The organism is Lentzea fradiae, assembly GCF_900100955.1.
GTDB classification, from domain to species: domain Bacteria; phylum Actinomycetota; class Actinomycetes; order Mycobacteriales; family Pseudonocardiaceae; genus Lentzea; species Lentzea fradiae.
The window spans coordinates 328,570-342,274 of the sequence record NZ_FNCC01000003.1 but is presented as its reverse complement, the minus strand read 5'-3'; the positions used below and the strand labels follow the sequence as shown (position 1 = coordinate 342,274).

The following is a 13,705-nucleotide window of genomic DNA, read 5'->3' as shown; positions in this document are numbered from 1 at the left end:
TAACCTAAGTAGTTGTGCTGCCGAATCGCCAAGCGGCCCAAAGTGCCGCGTAACGCCCGTCACGCGCCACGAGCTCTTCGTGCGTCCCGAGCTCCAGCACCCGACCGGCGTCCAGCACGGCGATCCGGTCCGCCGCCATCGCCTGGGTCAGGCGGTGCGCGACCAGAAGCGTCGTGCGGCCCCGGCAGGCCGCGAGGGCGGCGCGTTCCAGAGCGGCGGCGCCCTGGCTGCCCGCTTCGGCGGTCGACTCGTCGAGCACGACGACGGGGGAGCGGCCCAGCACGAGCCGCGCGAGCGCGATCTGCGCGACCTTGGTGGCGTCCAGGCGTTCCCCGCCCTCGCCGACGTCCGTCTGAAGTCCCTGCGGCAACGCCTCGACCCACTCGGCGGCGCCGACGGTGCGCAACGCTTCCATCAGTTCGTCGTCGGTCGCGTCCGGCGCCGCGAGCCGGAGGTCCTCCGCGAGCGGGCCCGCGAAGACGTGGGCTTCCTGGGTGAGGATGCTGACCATCGTGCGGGCGCCCGCCTCGTCGACGTCCGCGAGGTTCGTTCGTCCGATGTGGACCGAACCGGTGCGCGGCGTCCCGGTGCCCGCGACCAGCGCGGCCAGCGTCGTCTTGCCCGCACCGGTCGCGCCGACCAGCGCGAGCGACGTGCCGGCGGGGATCTCCAGGTCGACGTCCCGCAGCACGTCGTGGCCGGAGTCGGGGTAGCGGAAGGAAAGCCCGCGCACCGACACCGGCAGCGGCTCCGCGTCGGCGTCCGCGGCGACCGCGCTGCGCACCAGCTCCTCGCCGTCGGACTCGGTGAGCACGCCGACCAGGCGGGTCAGCCCGGCACCGGACTTCTGGGCCTCGTCGAAGAACGCCATGATCAGCCCGAGCGGCACGAACAGCTTGTGGAACAGCAGCGCGGCCACGGAGACCTGGCCGAGCGACGACTGCCCGTTCGTGACGAGCAGGTAGCCGACGACGATGATCAGGCCGAGGCCGATGAACTCGGCGCGGTTCTCCCTGCCGATGAACCGGCCGAAGAAGCGGAAGACGTCGATGCCGATGTCGCGCACCCGCCACGACTCGGCGGTCACCTTCTCCCGGAAGGCGTTCTCCAGGCGGTAGGCGCGGACCGTGGCGATGCCGTCGAGACCGCTGATCAACGCCTGGGCGCGGTCGGCCTGCGCCTCGGAACGCGCGCGGTAGAGCGGCTGCGAGCGCGGCAGGTACCAGCGCAGCGCGAACGCGTAGGCGGGCAGCGCGCAGGCACCGGCGAGACCGAGCCGCCAGTCGAGCCCGAACATGCCCGCGGTCGCGATGACGACCAGCACCACCGCGGAGAAGATCGTCGGGATCGCGGTGCGGAAACCCTTGGAGATGACCGCGACGTCGTCACCGACGCGGGACAGCACGTCGCCGCGGCCGACCTGCTCGATGCGCGCGCTCGGCATCCCGAGCACCGCGCGCACCGCGCCCTCCCGCAGCCGCGCCAGCATCTCGGCGCCGACCCGGCCGACCAGGTAGGTCGACACCGCGGTCATGACCGCGCCCGCGAGCGCGGCCACGACCGTGGCGGTGCCGATCGACCACAGGACGGACGGGTCCCTGCCCGCGACGACCCCGTCGACCACGGTGCCCAGCAGGAACACCGGGATGATCTGCAGCACCGCGCCCGCCACCGTCGCCACCGCGGTGGCGATCGGCAGGCCGGGCGCGGACCGGCAGTGGCCGAGCACCCAGCGCAGGGCCTCCCGTCCGGTCGCCGTGCGCAGGATCGTGGAGGGCGCGCCGGACAGGCTCGTGGTCACGAGGGGAAGACCTTTCGCGGGGTGTCGTGCGTCAGGAGGCCGACTTGGCGGCCTTGACCAGCTCGTCGACGGCGTACGGCATGGACGCGAGCGTCGCCTGCGAGATCGCGGCACCGATCGCGGGGCCCTCGCTGTCGAGCAGCCAGTGCACCTTGCCGTTCTTCACCGCGGGCAGGTTGTTGAACAGCTCGAAGCCCTTGAGCGACTTCTGGTCTGCCTCGTCGGCGATCACGAAGACGCGGTCGACGTTCATCACGTCGATGCGCTCGGGCGACAGCGTCACGTAGAACTTGCCTCCGGCGAGCTCGTCGACCTTGGTGTTGCCCTTGAAGCCGATGCCGGTGACGACCTGGCCGCGCACGTCCGTCGTCGCGAACGGCGCGACGGCGTCCTTGTACCAGGAGGTGACGACGGCGGTCTCGTTCGCCCAGGCCGGGTTGGCCTGCTTGGCGGCGGCCATCTTGTCGTCGACCTCCTTGATCATCCTGGCGCCCTCGGCCTCCTTGCCGAGCGCCTTCGCGACCTGCAGGGCGTTGTCCTGCCACTTCGCGGAGAACGGCTCGGTCTCGGCCTTGGTGCGGCCGACCACCGGGGCGATCTTGGTCAGCTTGTCGTACCAGGACTGGTCGGCCTCGGAGTAGACCGCGACGATCAGGTCGGGCCGCAGCTCGGCGATCTTCTCGTAGTTCGGCTCGGTGTCGCCGTTCTTCATGACGACCTCGGGCTTCGCCGAGCCCCACTTGTCCTTCACCCACGGCCACTGGGTGTTGATGTCGGGGCTCGTGCCCTCCGGGTTCGGGTACTGGTCGACCATGCCGACCGGCACGGTGCCCAGCGCGAGCATCGTCTGGTCGTCGGTGTAGCCGAGGGAGACGACGCGCTTGGGCGCCTCCTTGATCTCCGTCGTGCCGAAGAAGTGCTCGACCGTGGTCGGGAACGTGCCACCGGAGGCGTTGCCCGCGTCGGTCGTCGTCTCGGGCGTGGACGACCCGCACCCGGCGAGGACCCCGGCCGCGACCAGCGCGGCTGCTGCCACGGCGGTCACGCGCTTCCAGGTCATGGTCGTTCTCTGGCCCATTCGGCACCTCGTTCTTCGCTGCCCACGCGGCGGGAGTCATTAGGACAGGCGAACCTTAGCACCCACTTAGGGCAGGCTAACCTCGTACTTGGTCACTCTTCGATACCACGTGGGTACGGCCGATGGGCACGATCAGCGGCCGCTCGCTGACCGGGTCGTCGATCACCTTCGCCCGCAGGCCGAACGTGTCGCGCAGCAGTTCGCTCGTGATCACCTCGCTCGGATGCCCCTGAGCCACGATCGAGCCGTTGTTCATCACGACGAGGTTGTCGCTGTAGCGCACCGCGAGGTTGAGGTCGTGCAGCACCATCACGACCGTGCAGCCGCCCTCGTGCAGGTCGTCGACGAGGTCGATCACGTCGATGGCGTGCGCGAGGTCGAGGTAGGTGGTCGGCTCGTCAAGCAGCAGCAGGTCCGTGCCCTGCGCGAGCGTCATCGAGATCCAGACGCGTTGCCGCTGCCCGCCCGACAGCGAGTCGACGGGCCGGTGCGCGAGGTCGGCGACTCCGGTCATCTCCAGCGCCCGCGCGACCACGTCCGCGTCGTCGCTCGACCACTGGCGCACCCAGCTCTGGTGCGGGTGCCGCCCGCGCGCCACCAGGTCGGCGACCGTGAGACCCTCCGGCGCGACCGGGGTCTGCGGGAGCAGTCCCATCCGCTTCGCGACGTCCTTGGTCTTCAGGTGCGCGATGTCGTGACCGTCCAGCAGCACCGTGCCCCGGCGCGGTTTGAGCAGCCGGGACAGCGTGCGCAGCAGCGTGGACTTGCCGCAGCCGTTCGGCCCGATGACCGTGGTGATCACCCCGGTCGGGATGGAGACGTCGAGGTTGTCGAGCACGACCCGGTCGGCGTACCCGACCGTGACGCCCTCGGCACCCAGGCGGGCGACATCGTTGCGCAGCGCGGTCATAGGTCAACCTTACTTTGGTGAGCCTGACCTCAGGCCGGGCGTTTCAGGTTCGCCCGGACCAGCAGGTAGACGAGGAACGGCCCGCCGATGACCGCCGTGACGATGCCGACCGGCAGGTCGTTCGGCAGCACCACCCGCGCGACCAGGTCCGACCCGATCAGCAGCAGCGCGCCGAACAGCCCCGACGCGATCAGGGGCGGCACGGGCGAGCGTTGCAGCCGCATCGCGATCTGCGGTCCGACCAGCGCGACGAACGGCACCGGGCCCGCCGCGCTCACCGCGACACCGGCCAGCAGCACCGCGCACAGCAGCAGGAACGACCGGACCGCGCCGTGCCGCACGCCCAGCCCCGCCGCCACGTCGTCGCCGAAGTGCATGGGCCGCAGGTGGAACGCGACGACCAGCACGGCGAGGACCAGCCCGGCCGTGAGCCACAGCGCCGTCCACACCTCGGTCCACGTCCGCGACTGCAGCGACCCGACCAGCCACGCCTGGGCACGGGCGACGTCGCGGATGTCCGCCACCGCGAGCAGCCACGTCGTCAGCGCCTGCATCGCCGCGTTGACCGCGACGCCGATCAGGATCAGCCGGAACCCGTCGATGCCCTTCTTCCACGCCAGGAAGTACACGACGAACCCGGTCAGCAGGCCGCCCGCCAGCGCCGCGGCCGGAAGCCCCACCGCGCTGCCGATCGCCGCGCCGCCGCTCGCCGTCACGATGAACACGGCGGTGGCGCTGGCACCGGAGGTGATGCCGAGGACGTCGGGGCTCGCCAGCGGGTTGCGCGCGATCGACTGCGTCAGCGCGCCGGACACGCCGAGCGCGATGCCCGCGATCAGGCCGACGAGCGCCCGCGGCATGCGCAGGTCCATGATGACGAACTCGTCGACCCGTTCGCCTTGCCCGGCCAGGGTCCTGAGCACCGCGTCGAGCCCGATGGTGAAGTCGCCCACCGAGATCGACACACAGAAGACGAGGAACGTCGCCGCGGCCAGCAGCACGGTCACCAGGGCGACCCACGGCCGCCAGACCCAGGACCACCGGCCGATCCGGACACCGGGATGCATCTGAACGCTCATGCCTGCCTGAACTTCCCGAGCCAGACCAGCGCGGCGAAGAACGGCGCGCCGATCAGGGAGATGACGATGCCGGCCTGCAGCTCGGCTGGCCGCACCACGAGCCGTCCCGCGATGTCGCCGACGAGCAGCACCAGTGCGCCGAGCAGCCCCGCGTACGGCACGAGGAACCGGTAGTCAGGCCCCGTCAGCCAGCGCGCGATGTGCGCGACCATCAAGCCCAGGAACGCGATCGGCCCGCACGCCGCCGTGGCCGCGCCCGCGAGCAGCGTCACCGCGAGCACGCCCATCGTCCGGCCCCGCGCCATGTTCACGCCGAGACCGCGCGCGACGTCGTCACCGAGGTTCAGCAGGTTGATCGCCGGCAGGTTGGCCGCGGCGACTCCCAGTCCCACCACGATGAACCCGCCCGCCAGGAAGATCACGTCCCAGCCGACGCCCTGCACCGACCCGGCGTTGAAGAACCGCAGCACGTCCAGCGCCTGCTTGTCGCCCAGCGCCACCGCGCCGGTGAGCGCCGTCAGGAAGATCGTGACGCCCTGGCCCGCCAGCACGAGCGTGAGCGGGTTGCCCGCCCCGCGCCCGAGACTCGACAGGCCGAACACCACGACCCCGGCCACCGCCGCGCCGACGAACGCGAACCACAGGTACTCCAACGGGTTCCGCAGCCCGAGCAGCGAGACGGCGAGCACCACGGCGAACGACGCCCCCGCGTTGACCCCCAGCAGACCGGTGTCCGCGATGGGGTTGCGGGTGTGGCCCTGGATCACCGCGCCCGCGACCCCCAGCGCCAGCCCGGCGAAGACCGCGAGCACCGTCCGCGGCACGCGCAGCGTCTGCACGATCAACGCGACCTCGACCAGTTGCTGGTCGCCGCCGGGATCGCCGAACAGCCCCTGCCACACCTCGGCGGGGGACAGCGCGCGCGTCCCGATCACCAGCGACAGCACGGTCGCGGCGGCGAGCAGCGCCAGCAGGCACACCAGCCCCGTCAGCCGGCGCCGGTGCGGACTCGCGTCCGGCCCGCGTTGCTCCACCTCGATGCTCACGACGCGGTACGTTAGCCGCTGATCGTTCCGCTTGGTCAGGGCACCCTTACCTGACCGGCGGCGAGAAGCGGTCGTCCAGCCAGCGGGCGATGTCCTCGCGTGCGGTGCGGGCGATCCCGTTGGCGCGGTTGGTGAAACCGTGCGTCGACTCCGGGTAGACCTTCAGCTCGACCTCGCCTGCCGCCGCCATCCTGGCCGCCATCGCGAGGTTGTCCTCCAGCACCACGTCCAGGGCGCCGATGACCATGAGCGACGGCGGCAGGTCCCGCAGGTCGCCGAAGATCGGGGAGATGTCGGGGATCGTGCGGTCGGGCACGTGGCCCGCGTACGCCCGGATGAAGTACTCGTCGGCGATCAGCCTGCCCGCGGGGGTCTGACCGCTGAGGTCGTAGGTCCCCATCTGCAGCACCGCGCCCGCGAAGCTCCGCGCACGGGGGCCGAGCCGGAGCAACGTGGTGACGGCGAGCGTGGCCCCCGCCGAGAACCCGCCGATGACCAGCCTGGTGGTACCGAACCGTTCTTCGGCGTGGCCGAGGAGCCAGCGGGCCGCCGTCTCGCCGTCGTCCGGTGCGGCGGGCCAGGGGTGTTCGGGCGCCAGCCGGTAGTCGACGCTCACGACCGCCACGCCCAGCTCCTCCGCGCGCCGCCGGTTGCGTTCGTCGTCCTGCGCCGCCGAGCCCATGTAGAAGCCGCCGCCGTGGAAGTCCAGCAGCACACCGCGCGGCGGGGTGGAGGGCAGGTGGACCCGGACGGGCACCTGCCGCCCGCCCGCCTCGACGATCTCGGAGTCGCCGGCCGGCGGCGTGCGCACGGCCATCAGCTCCTCGAAGGTGGACGGGCCTCGCCGCACCCCTCTGGCGGCGTTCTCGGCGCGGGCCTCCTCGGCGAACTTCTCGAGCTCGGGGTCGATGAACGCGTCCAGGTTCAGTCGCACATGCTTCCTTCGAGTTCGAGCAGGACGCGTGCCTGCTCGCGGGCATGGGCCAGGGCGTCGGGGAACACCCCGAGACCGTGGCCGACCAATGCCCCCTCGTGCAGCAGCAGGAGCGTCCGTCCCAGGTGGCCGCCCCGGTCTCCGGCGATCTTCGCAGCCAGCTCGGTGAAGAGGTCGAGCATCCACCTCTTCTGCTCGACGATGACCGGGTACGCGGGGTGGGACGGGTCGCTGATCTCGGCGTGCGCGTTGACCATCGCGCAGCCCCTGGTGCTGTGGGCCCGGCCCCAGGCCGTCGTCGCGTCGAACACCGCCAGCACGCGTGCGCGCGGATCGTCCGGCGCTGCCGCCAGGAACTCGGCGACGAACGCGCGCCACCGCTCGTCGCGGTCCGCCAGGTACTCCACGACGATCTGGTCCTTCGACCCGAACCGGTCGTAGAGGGTCTTCTTCGTGACCCCGGCCTCCGCGGCGATCAGGTCGACCCCGACCGCGTGGATGCCGCGCTCGTAGAACAGCCCGGCCGCGGCGGTCAGGACCCGCCTGGCGCCCGGCGTCAGGGTGACCCGCTTCGTGTTCACGGCCAAAAGTATACCGATCTGTATAGTCCGGACGAAGCTGGGTATACCGATCTGTATAGGGAGGTGAGCCGTGAACGTCCTGCTGTCCGCCGCGTTCGTCCTGTGCTGGAGCTCCGGGTTCATCGGGGCCAAGCTCGGGGCCGGGAGCGCGTCCGCCGTCACGATCCTGATGTGGCGGTTCCTGCCGCTGGCCCTCGTCCTGGTCGTCGTCGCCGCTGCCGCCAGGTCGTGGCGGGGGCTGACCCCGCGGGACGTCGCCCGCCAGGCCGTCATCGGCCTGCTGTCGCAGAGCGGCTACCTGCTCACCGTGTACTACGCGATCCAGCTCGGGGTCTCGACCGGCACCACCGCGTTGATCGACGGCGTCCAGCCGCTGGTCGCGGCGGCACTGGCCGGTCCGCTGCTGCGCCAGTACGTCTCGCGCAGGCAGTGGGTCGGCCTGTGCCTCGGCCTGGCCGGCGTCGTCCTGGTGACCGGCGCCGACGCCGCTGCCGCCTCCGGGGTCGCCTGGTGGGCCTACCTCATCCCGTTCCTGGGCATGTTGTCGCTGGTGGCGGCCACGTTCCTGGAGGGACGCTCCCGCACGCGGGTCGATCCCGCCGTCGCCATGACCACCCACTGCCTGACCAGCGCCGTCGTCTTCACCGCGCTCGCCGTCGGTGCCGGGGCCGCCGTGCCGCCCGCCGAATCCGCGTTCTGGCTCGCGATCACCTGCCTGGTGGTCTTCTCGACCTTCGGCGGCTACGGGCTGTACTGGGTGATCATGCGGCGCTCTGGCGTCACCGAGGTGAACACGCTGATGTTCCTCATGGCCCCGGTCACGGCCGTGTGGGGAGCCCTGATGTTCGACGAGCCGTTCGGCGTGCAGACCGCGTTCGGGCTCGCCGTCGGCGTCGCGGCGGTCGTCGTCGTCCGCCGCGGCGCACGAAACGACGTCACCAGCCGCGAAGCCGAGACCACGTCCGCCGCGGGGCCGTCGCGCTGACGACCTCGTAGCGGTCGTGCTGGGCGGCGGTGGCGCACGCGTGGTTGGGCAGGACGCGCAGGCGCGTGCCGATCGGCAGGTCGGGCACCGGCTCGCCGTTGCGCGTGCCGAGGACGCCGTGCTCCTGGCTCGCCCCGGTCATCAGCAGGCCGGGCACCAGGTCGCCGTGCAGGTCCGCGACCAGCCCGTACCCCTGGTCGACGGCCTGCGCCTGCGTGCCGCGGTCCCGCGAGGTGGCCATCCAGCCGCCGTCGGTGAGGATCCGGTTCCGGTCGCGCTGGTGGCCGATCACGGTGACCACGACCGACAGCGCCAGGTCGTCGGCCGAGCAGACGCCGATACCGGCCATGACCAGGTCGAAGAAGACGTAGTTGCCCGCGCGGACCTCGGTGACACCGGCCAGGTCGGTCGCCGCGTGCGCGGTCGGGGTGGAGCCGACGCTCACGACGTCGCAGGTCAGGCCCGCGTCGCGCAACGCGGTGGCGGCCTCCACGGCCACGTCGCGCTCGTGCTGCGCGGCCTTGTGCAGCGCGTCCGGCGTGTAGGCGAAGTACGACTCACCGGCGTGCGTGAGCACCCCTGCCAGGTTCGCGCCGAGCGCCCGGCCGATCGGGACCAGCGCCGGATCGGTGGGGGCGACGCCGCCGCGGTGGCCGTCGCAGTCGATCTCGATGAGCGCGGGCACGCGCAGGCCCTCCGTGCGGGCGAACTCCGCGACCGCCTCTGCCTGCACGAGCGTGTCGAGCAGGACGGTGAGCGTCACGCCGCGCCGGAGCAGGGCGGCGACCCGCGGCAGCTTGTGCGGGGCGATGCCGACGGCGTACAGGACGTCCCGGTAGCCCGCGTCGGCGAAGTGCTCGGCTTCCGCGAGCGTCGACACGGTGATCGGGCCGTCGCCGTGCACGCGGCGGGCGACCTCGACGGACTTCGCCGTCTTGACGTGCAGGCGCAGCGGCACGCCGAGCGAGCCGAGGTGGTCGCGCAACCGGGCCGCGTTGCGGTCCAGCCGGTCGGCGTCGACCAGCGCGAACGGGGTGTCCAGTGCGTCGAGACCGTCGACGTCCGGCCTGGTCATCGGGCTTCTCCTGAGGCACGGCGCAGCAGCGCGGCGGCGAGGGTGAGGTCTTGCAGGGCGAAACCGGAGCTGTCGAACACCGTCACGTCGTCGTCCGACGCGCGACCGGCGGCCTCACCGGCGAGCACCGCGCCGAGCGCCACCGGCACGACGGACGTGTGCTGGAACTCGCCGATCGAGCTCGACTGCTGCGGCAGGTCGCAGAACAACGACGCCCGCTCGTACAGCTCGACGGGCAGCTCCTGCTTGCCGGGACCGTCCGCGCCCATCGCGGAGACGTGCGTGCCGGGCTTGACCCAGCTCGCGTCGAACAGCGGTTCACGGGAGGTCGTCGCCGTCACGAGCACGTCGGCGGCGGACACCCCGGCCTGGACGTCCACCGGTTCGGCCGCCAGTCCGGTCACGGCGGTGACCTCGGCGGCGAACGACCGGGCGGCCTCCGCCCGCCTGCCGACGACGAGGACCCGCTCGATCGGCCGCACCCGGCTGACGGCGCGGACCTCGTGCACCGCCTGGTGCCCCGTGCCGACCACGGTCAGCGTGCGGGAGTCCGCGCGGGCCAGCGTGCCGACGGCGAGCGCGTCGGCCGCGGCGGTGCGGTAGCCGTTGGCCGCGGCGGCCTCGACGACGGCGGCGAGCCTGCCGGTGGCCGGGTCGAGCAGCACGATCGTGGAGCCGTGCCGCGGCAGGTCGACGTTGCCCGGCCAGAAGCTGCCGACCTTCACTCCGACGAGGTCGCCCGCGGCACCGGACTTCAGGCTGAACCGGGTGCCCGGCGTCGACGAGTGCCCGATCACGACCGGGAAGATCGAGCCGGTGGCGGCGGCCAGGAACGCCTCGCGGGCGGCGGCCAGCGCGAGCTCGTCGTCGACGAGGGCCGCCGACTCCGACTCGCTGAGGAACACGGGGGTCACGGCTTGTCCTTCTTCAGTTCGGCGAGGTCGTTGTAGAGGCCGGTGCGGGAGATCCCCAGGCGCTTCGCGATCCGTCCCGGCGCTCCGCGCAGGCTGAAGACGCCGGCGTCGTGCAGTGACCGGACGAGCGCGACCCGCTCCTCACGGCCCAGCGCCGTCACGGGCACGGCGTGGGCGCGTTCGGCCCGCTCGATGAGGGAGTCGACGACTTGATCGAGGTCGCCGGAGAAGTTGGTCGTCACGTTGGACGTTGATTCGTCCACTGTCGACAGGCCGAGTAGATCAGTCAACACACCAGCTGCACGGTTGATTGACGTCATGTCAATGTTGACGCATAAAGCTCCAATCAACATGCCGTCAACATCACGCAAAGGCAGCGTCGTGCACTTGAGCAGCCGTCCGTCCTGCGCGCGGGTGACGTAGCCGACCTCGTTGCGGGCGTCGTCACCGGCGGCGAGGACGCGCAGGCCGATCTCGCTCATCGCGTCGCCGGGCTGCCGGCCGGTGACCGAGCCCGCCACGGCGACGACCGACCGCTCGGGGTCGCGGTAGTCGTGCAGCACCACCTCGCAGCTGCGGCCGAACGTCGCCGCGAGCCCCTCGATCACGGGGGTCAGCGCGGCGAAGACCGCGTCCGCGGTGCTGCCGGGTCCGGGCACGGTGTCCTCCAGGGCTGGACAAACTGTCAGTTGCTGGACGGAGTGTCACACGAACCTGGTGGGCGCGCCACGTCGGGGTGTCCTGAGCGGGTGACGCCACGCGACGGGGCCGCTCGGCGGAGGTGAAAGTTAGGTATTCGTCAGATACCTAGGGTCAATTCCGGTGCTAGCCTCGCGCGGGAAACGCTCTTTCGGCGATGTGGAGAGGACACCGCTGTGACCGAAGCCGCGTCCGAGGGGATCGTGTTCGACCCCGACTGTCCGAGCAGGCCGATCCTCGACCAGATCGCCGACAAGTGGTCGATGATGGCGATGGCCGTGCTGGTCGAGCCGACCAGGTTCAACGAGCTGAAACGCCGGCTCCGCGGTATCACGCAGCGCGTGCTGACCCAGACGCTGCGGCGCCTGGAGCGCAACGGCATGATCCGGCGCACCGTGCTGCCCACCTCGCCGGTGGGCGTCGTGTACTCGCTGACGCCGCTGGGGGAGTCGTTGCGCGTCCCGTTCGCGCACCTCCAGACGTGGACCGTCGAGCACAGCGAGCAGATCCAGCGCTGCCAGCGCGAGTACGACGAGGCTCAGGGCGCGGTGTCGAAGGTCTGAGCCCCGACCACGTTCAGCAGCGCGAGCGCCTCGGCGTCACGCGAACCGGCAGGGGCGGTGTAGAGCACCAGGTGCTGGTCGCTCTCGACGAGGGTCAGCGCGTCGCAGTCCACGGTGACCTTCCCGACCAGCGGGTGCTCGAACGACTTCCTGAGCACCGTCGCGCCCTGCACGTCGTGCCGCCCCCACAACCGCGCGAACTCGGGGCTGCCGTCGAGCAGCTCCTCGACGAGACCGGAGATCGCCGGGTCGGACGGGTAGCGGGCGACGGCCGACCGGAGCCGCATGACGACGTGATGCCGGAACTCCGCCACGTCGGAGACCCCGTACATGACCTGGCCGGTGCCGAGGAACGCGCGGCGCGCGAGGTTGCGGTCGCGCGGGGCGAGCTCGCGGAAGTCCTCCAGCAACGCGGCCGCGAGGTCGTTGCACGCCAGCACCTCGAACATCGCGGAGATGACCATCCCCGCCGTCTGCGGCAGCCGGTCGAGCAGCGTGAGGATGCTCGGCCGGACGTCACGGCGGTGCAGCCCGGACCGGGTGGGCGCGGTGCCGGCGAGGACGTGCAGGTGGTCCGACTCGGCGTCGGTGAGCAGCAACGCGCTCGCCAGCCCCGCGAGGACCTCGCCCGACGGCCGCGGCGCGCGGCCCTGTTCGAGGCGCACGTAGTACTCGGTGGAGATGTGCGCGAGGACCGCCACCTCCTCGCGGCGCAGGCCGGGCGTGCGGCGGCGTGGACCAGAAGGCAGGCCGACGTCCTCGGGCCGCAGCCGTTCACGACGGCTGCGGAGGAACTCCGCGAGCTGCTGTTTGTCCATGCCTGAAGTATTCCCGCCGGGCGCCGCCCCAACCTGGTACCGCTTGTACCTGTATCCGGTTCCCGGTGGCGTCAACCCTGGAGTCATGTCCACCAACGACAAGACCCAGTCCATCGGCCTGCTGACCGGCAAGGTCGTCTTCGTCACCGGCGCGAGCCGCGGGATCGGCGAGGCCGCCGCCCGCCTCTTCGCCGAGGAAGGCGCCGCCATCGTGCTGGCCGCACGCGACACCCACAGCCTCGACACGATCGTGAAGGAGATCAGGGACAGCGGCGGCGTCGCCGACTCGGTCGCCGTCGACCTCGCCGACTCCGAGAGCGTCCGCGCGGCCGTCGGCAAGGTCGAGGAACTGCACGGACGCCTCGACGGCGCGTTCAACAACGGCGCGGCGATCCAGTCGCCCGGCCCGCTCGACCAGACCGCAGACGAGGAGATCGACCAGCAGTTCGCGGTCAACTTCCGCGGCCACTGGACGGCCATGAACGCCGAGCACGCCCTCATGCGCCGCACCGGCCGCGGCGGCGCGATCGTCAACACCTCCAGCATCGGCAGCCGCCGCGCGAACCCCGTCCTGCCCGCCTACGGCGCCATGAAGCGCGCCCTGAACAGCCTCACCGAGAGCGCGGCCGTGACCTGGGCCAAGGACGGCATCCGGGTCAACGGCATCACCCCCGGCGGCACCGCGACCGCCATGATCGACGAGTGGGACGCGGCCATGCCCGGCATCCGCGACCACATCACCAGCACCACCCCGCTGGGCCGCATGGCACAGCCGCGTGAGGTCGCCGAGGCGGCGGCGTGGCTGCTCAGCGACCGTGCCTCGATGGTGACCGGCGCGATCCTGCCGGTTGACGGTGGTGCCGGGGCTTGATCGGGTGCCGCGGCTGACCGGTGCTGCACCCGGCCGGGTGTGGCGGCGCCGGTCCGGCATGGCGGCGCCGGTGCTTGTCCGGGAAGGCGGCGCCGGTGCCCGACCCGGCACCGGCGCCGCCCACCCCGCGTCACCGCCCTTCGAGCACGGCGAGGGTGAGGACCTCGCCCCGGATGCCCCAGCCGCCGTCGGCGACCTCCTCGACGAGGACCATCGTGTTGTCGCGCACGGCGTCACCGAACTTCTCGGCGAACGTGTCGGCGTAGAGGTCGGTGACCTTCTCGACGAGGGTCCGCTTCTGCTCCGCCGACAGCGTGCCCGCGGGGACCTTCAGGTTGGCGAACGGCATGG

Annotated in this window: 15 protein-coding genes; 3 read left to right on the top strand and 12 right to left on the bottom strand. The window is 71.7% G+C overall.

The window, feature by feature from the left end; genetic code table 11:
* Nucleotides 1–4 precede the first annotated feature (4 nt).
* The 7 genes from BLT23_RS08795 to BLT23_RS08765 all read right to left on the bottom strand — a co-directional run bounded on the left by BLT23_RS08795 (nucleotide 5) and on the right by BLT23_RS08765 (nucleotide 7,429).
* Nucleotides 5–1,801: an ABC transporter ATP-binding protein gene (locus BLT23_RS08795; protein ID WP_090047407.1), complete on the bottom strand. Its 1,797-nt coding sequence runs from the start codon at nucleotides 1,799–1,801 to the stop codon at nucleotides 5–7.
* Between the two features lie 31 nt (nucleotides 1,802–1,832).
* Nucleotides 1,833–2,861 carry an iron-siderophore ABC transporter substrate-binding protein gene (locus BLT23_RS08790; RefSeq protein ID WP_218133680.1) on the bottom strand — a complete coding sequence of 343 codons (1,029 nt, stop codon included), beginning with the start codon at nucleotides 2,859–2,861 and terminating at the stop codon, nucleotides 1,833–1,835.
* A 94-nt stretch (nucleotides 2,862–2,955) separates the two neighbouring features.
* Nucleotides 2,956–3,789, bottom strand: a complete 834-nt coding sequence (locus tag BLT23_RS08785) for an ABC transporter ATP-binding protein (protein ID WP_090047403.1) — start codon at nucleotides 3,787–3,789, stop codon at nucleotides 2,956–2,958.
* A 29-nt stretch (nucleotides 3,790–3,818) separates the two neighbouring features.
* A complete protein-coding gene (locus BLT23_RS08780; protein ID WP_218133679.1) occupies nucleotides 3,819–4,868 on the bottom strand; it encodes a FecCD family ABC transporter permease in 1,050 nt (349 codons plus the stop codon).
* The gene (locus tag BLT23_RS08775) at nucleotides 4,865–5,914 is read right to left on the bottom strand and encodes a FecCD family ABC transporter permease (RefSeq protein WP_090047398.1); all 1,050 of its coding nucleotides are present in this window, start codon (nucleotides 5,912–5,914) and stop codon (nucleotides 4,865–4,867) included. The genes BLT23_RS08780 and BLT23_RS08775 overlap by 4 nt, the downstream gene beginning before the upstream one ends.
* A 46-nt stretch (nucleotides 5,915–5,960) precedes the next feature.
* Nucleotides 5,961–6,848, bottom strand: a complete 888-nt coding sequence (locus BLT23_RS08770; protein WP_090047396.1) for an alpha/beta hydrolase — start codon at nucleotides 6,846–6,848, stop codon at nucleotides 5,961–5,963.
* On the bottom strand, nucleotides 6,839–7,429 hold the full coding sequence (locus BLT23_RS08765; RefSeq protein WP_245743835.1) for a TetR/AcrR family transcriptional regulator: 591 nt from the start codon (nucleotides 7,427–7,429) through the stop codon (nucleotides 6,839–6,841). Before BLT23_RS08765 ends, BLT23_RS08770 begins: the two co-directional genes overlap by 10 nt.
* A 70-nt stretch (nucleotides 7,430–7,499) precedes the next feature.
* Between BLT23_RS08765 and BLT23_RS08760 the strand changes: the two genes are divergently transcribed.
* Nucleotides 7,500–8,414: a DMT family transporter gene (locus tag BLT23_RS08760; RefSeq protein ID WP_090047394.1), complete on the top strand. Its 915-nt coding sequence runs from the start codon at nucleotides 7,500–7,502 to the stop codon at nucleotides 8,412–8,414.
* On the opposite strand, the gene BLT23_RS08755 is transcribed toward BLT23_RS08760, so the two are convergent.
* Genes BLT23_RS08755 through BLT23_RS08745 form a run of 3 tightly spaced genes read right to left on the bottom strand, consistent with a single transcriptional unit; the run spans nucleotide 8,365 to nucleotide 11,062 of the window.
* A complete protein-coding gene (locus BLT23_RS08755) occupies nucleotides 8,365–9,489 on the bottom strand; it encodes an alanine racemase (protein ID WP_090047392.1) in 1,125 nt (374 codons plus the stop codon). The genes BLT23_RS08760 and BLT23_RS08755 overlap by 50 nt on opposite strands.
* Nucleotides 9,486–10,403, bottom strand: coding sequence for an ornithine cyclodeaminase family protein (locus BLT23_RS08750; protein WP_218133678.1), 918 nt, complete (start codon nucleotides 10,401–10,403; stop codon nucleotides 9,486–9,488). The genes BLT23_RS08755 and BLT23_RS08750 overlap by 4 nt, the downstream gene beginning before the upstream one ends.
* Nucleotides 10,400–11,062, bottom strand: a complete 663-nt coding sequence (locus BLT23_RS08745) for a helix-turn-helix transcriptional regulator (RefSeq protein ID WP_090047390.1) — start codon at nucleotides 11,060–11,062, stop codon at nucleotides 10,400–10,402. Before BLT23_RS08745 ends, BLT23_RS08750 begins: the two co-directional genes overlap by 4 nt.
* 216 nt (nucleotides 11,063–11,278) lie before the next feature.
* Here BLT23_RS08745 and BLT23_RS08740 point away from each other — a divergent pair, with 216 nt between their 5' ends.
* Nucleotides 11,279–11,665, top strand: coding sequence for a winged helix-turn-helix transcriptional regulator (locus BLT23_RS08740; protein ID WP_090047388.1), 387 nt, complete (start codon nucleotides 11,279–11,281; stop codon nucleotides 11,663–11,665).
* On the opposite strand, the gene BLT23_RS08735 is transcribed toward BLT23_RS08740, so the two are convergent.
* Complete coding sequence (locus BLT23_RS08735) at nucleotides 11,641–12,483, bottom strand: helix-turn-helix transcriptional regulator (protein ID WP_090047386.1); 843 nt, start codon at nucleotides 12,481–12,483, stop codon at nucleotides 11,641–11,643. The two genes, BLT23_RS08740 and BLT23_RS08735, sit on opposite strands and share 25 nt — an antisense overlap.
* Before the next feature lie 85 nt (nucleotides 12,484–12,568).
* Here BLT23_RS08735 and BLT23_RS08730 point away from each other — a divergent pair, with 85 nt between their 5' ends.
* On the top strand, nucleotides 12,569–13,354 hold the full coding sequence (locus BLT23_RS08730; protein ID WP_090047384.1) for an SDR family NAD(P)-dependent oxidoreductase: 786 nt from the start codon (nucleotides 12,569–12,571) through the stop codon (nucleotides 13,352–13,354).
* A gap of 130 nt (nucleotides 13,355–13,484) precedes the next feature.
* Here BLT23_RS08730 and BLT23_RS08725 read toward each other — a convergent pair whose 3' ends face one another.
* Nucleotides 13,485–13,703 (bottom strand): tautomerase family protein, encoded by a 219-nt coding sequence (locus tag BLT23_RS08725; RefSeq protein ID WP_090047382.1) that lies wholly within the window; start codon nucleotides 13,701–13,703, stop codon nucleotides 13,485–13,487.
* Nucleotides 13,704–13,705 lie beyond the last annotated feature (2 nt).

Bases quoted from the DNA above. Each gene is read 5' to 3' on its own strand.
- BLT23_RS08790 (WP_218133680.1), bottom strand. From the start codon at position 2,861: ATGACCTGGAAGCGCGTGACCGCCGTGGCAGCAGCCGCGCTGGTCGCG.
- BLT23_RS08785 (WP_090047403.1), bottom strand. From the start codon at position 3,789: ATGACCGCGCTGCGCAACGATGTCGCCCGCCTGGGTGCCGAGGGCGTC.
- BLT23_RS08780 (WP_218133679.1), bottom strand. From the start codon at position 4,868: ATGAGCGTTCAGATGCATCCCGGTGTCCGGATCGGCCGGTGGTCCTGG.
- BLT23_RS08755 (WP_090047392.1), bottom strand. From the start codon at position 9,489: ATGACCAGGCCGGACGTCGACGGTCTCGACGCACTGGACACCCCGTTC.
- BLT23_RS08735 (WP_090047386.1), bottom strand. From the start codon at position 12,483: ATGGACAAACAGCAGCTCGCGGAGTTCCTCCGCAGCCGTCGTGAACGG.
- BLT23_RS08730 (WP_090047384.1), top strand. From the start codon at position 12,569: ATGTCCACCAACGACAAGACCCAGTCCATCGGCCTGCTGACCGGCAAG.
- BLT23_RS08725 (WP_090047382.1), bottom strand. From the start codon at position 13,703: ATGCCGTTCGCCAACCTGAAGGTCCCCGCGGGCACGCTGTCGGCGGAG.